Here is a 657-nt window from a genome sequence, read left to right as displayed (position 1 = left end):
CAGCTTATCGTCAGAGGCTTGGACGATGATATCAAGCGACGGCTGCAGCAGCGTGCCGAAGCTGGCAAACGCAGCCTTGAAGCGGAGGTGCGGGAGATCCTGCGCGCCGCCGCCTTCGCGCCGGTAGCGCCGAAATCCCCGCTTGGTAGCCGGATCGCCCGGCGCTTCGCCGGTCTTGGCCTCACCGAGGCCATTCCCGAGCTGCGTGGGGAAGCCGCACGCGCAGTCGACTTCGGAGAATGATTATCCTCGATACGAACGTCCTCTCGGCGCTGATGCTGGCCGAACCCGATCCAATCGTGGTGGATTGGTTGGATCGTCTCGACCCTACGTCAGTCTGGACAACGTCCGTGACGGTGTTCGAGGTCCGGTTCGGCCTCTCCCGACGTGATGCTGGTCGGAAGACCGACCGGCTAGAGAAAGCCTTCCAAGCTCTCATCAGCGATGACCTCGAAGGCCGCATCGCGATACTCGATCACGTTGCTGCCGAAGCGGCCGGCCTTCTGGCCGCACGTCGAGCGGCTGCCGGCAAGCCAGTGGATTTCCGGGACACGCTGATCGCGGGCATCGTCGTCGCCAATAAGGCGAAGATCGCCACGCGCAACGTGCGACATTTCGCGGATCTTGATGTCGGGATCATCGATCCGTGGCGGGACG

General features: G+C 63.3%; 2 protein-coding genes. Both read left to right on the top strand.

Annotated features, from left to right (window positions below):
* A partial coding sequence (locus ACYQ6W_RS22695) for a FitA-like ribbon-helix-helix domain-containing protein (protein WP_459678578.1) occupies positions 1-243 on the top strand: 243 nt, incomplete at its 5' end.
* On the top strand, positions 240-657 hold a 418-nt coding region (locus ACYQ6W_RS22690; protein WP_459678576.1), incomplete at its 3' end, for a PIN domain-containing protein. The genes ACYQ6W_RS22695 and ACYQ6W_RS22690, both read left to right, overlap by 4 nt.

The organism is Acidisoma sp. 7E03 (genome assembly GCF_054665075.1).
Note: the sequence above shows the minus strand (reverse complement) of the source record. Positions and strands in the feature narration are given on the sequence as shown.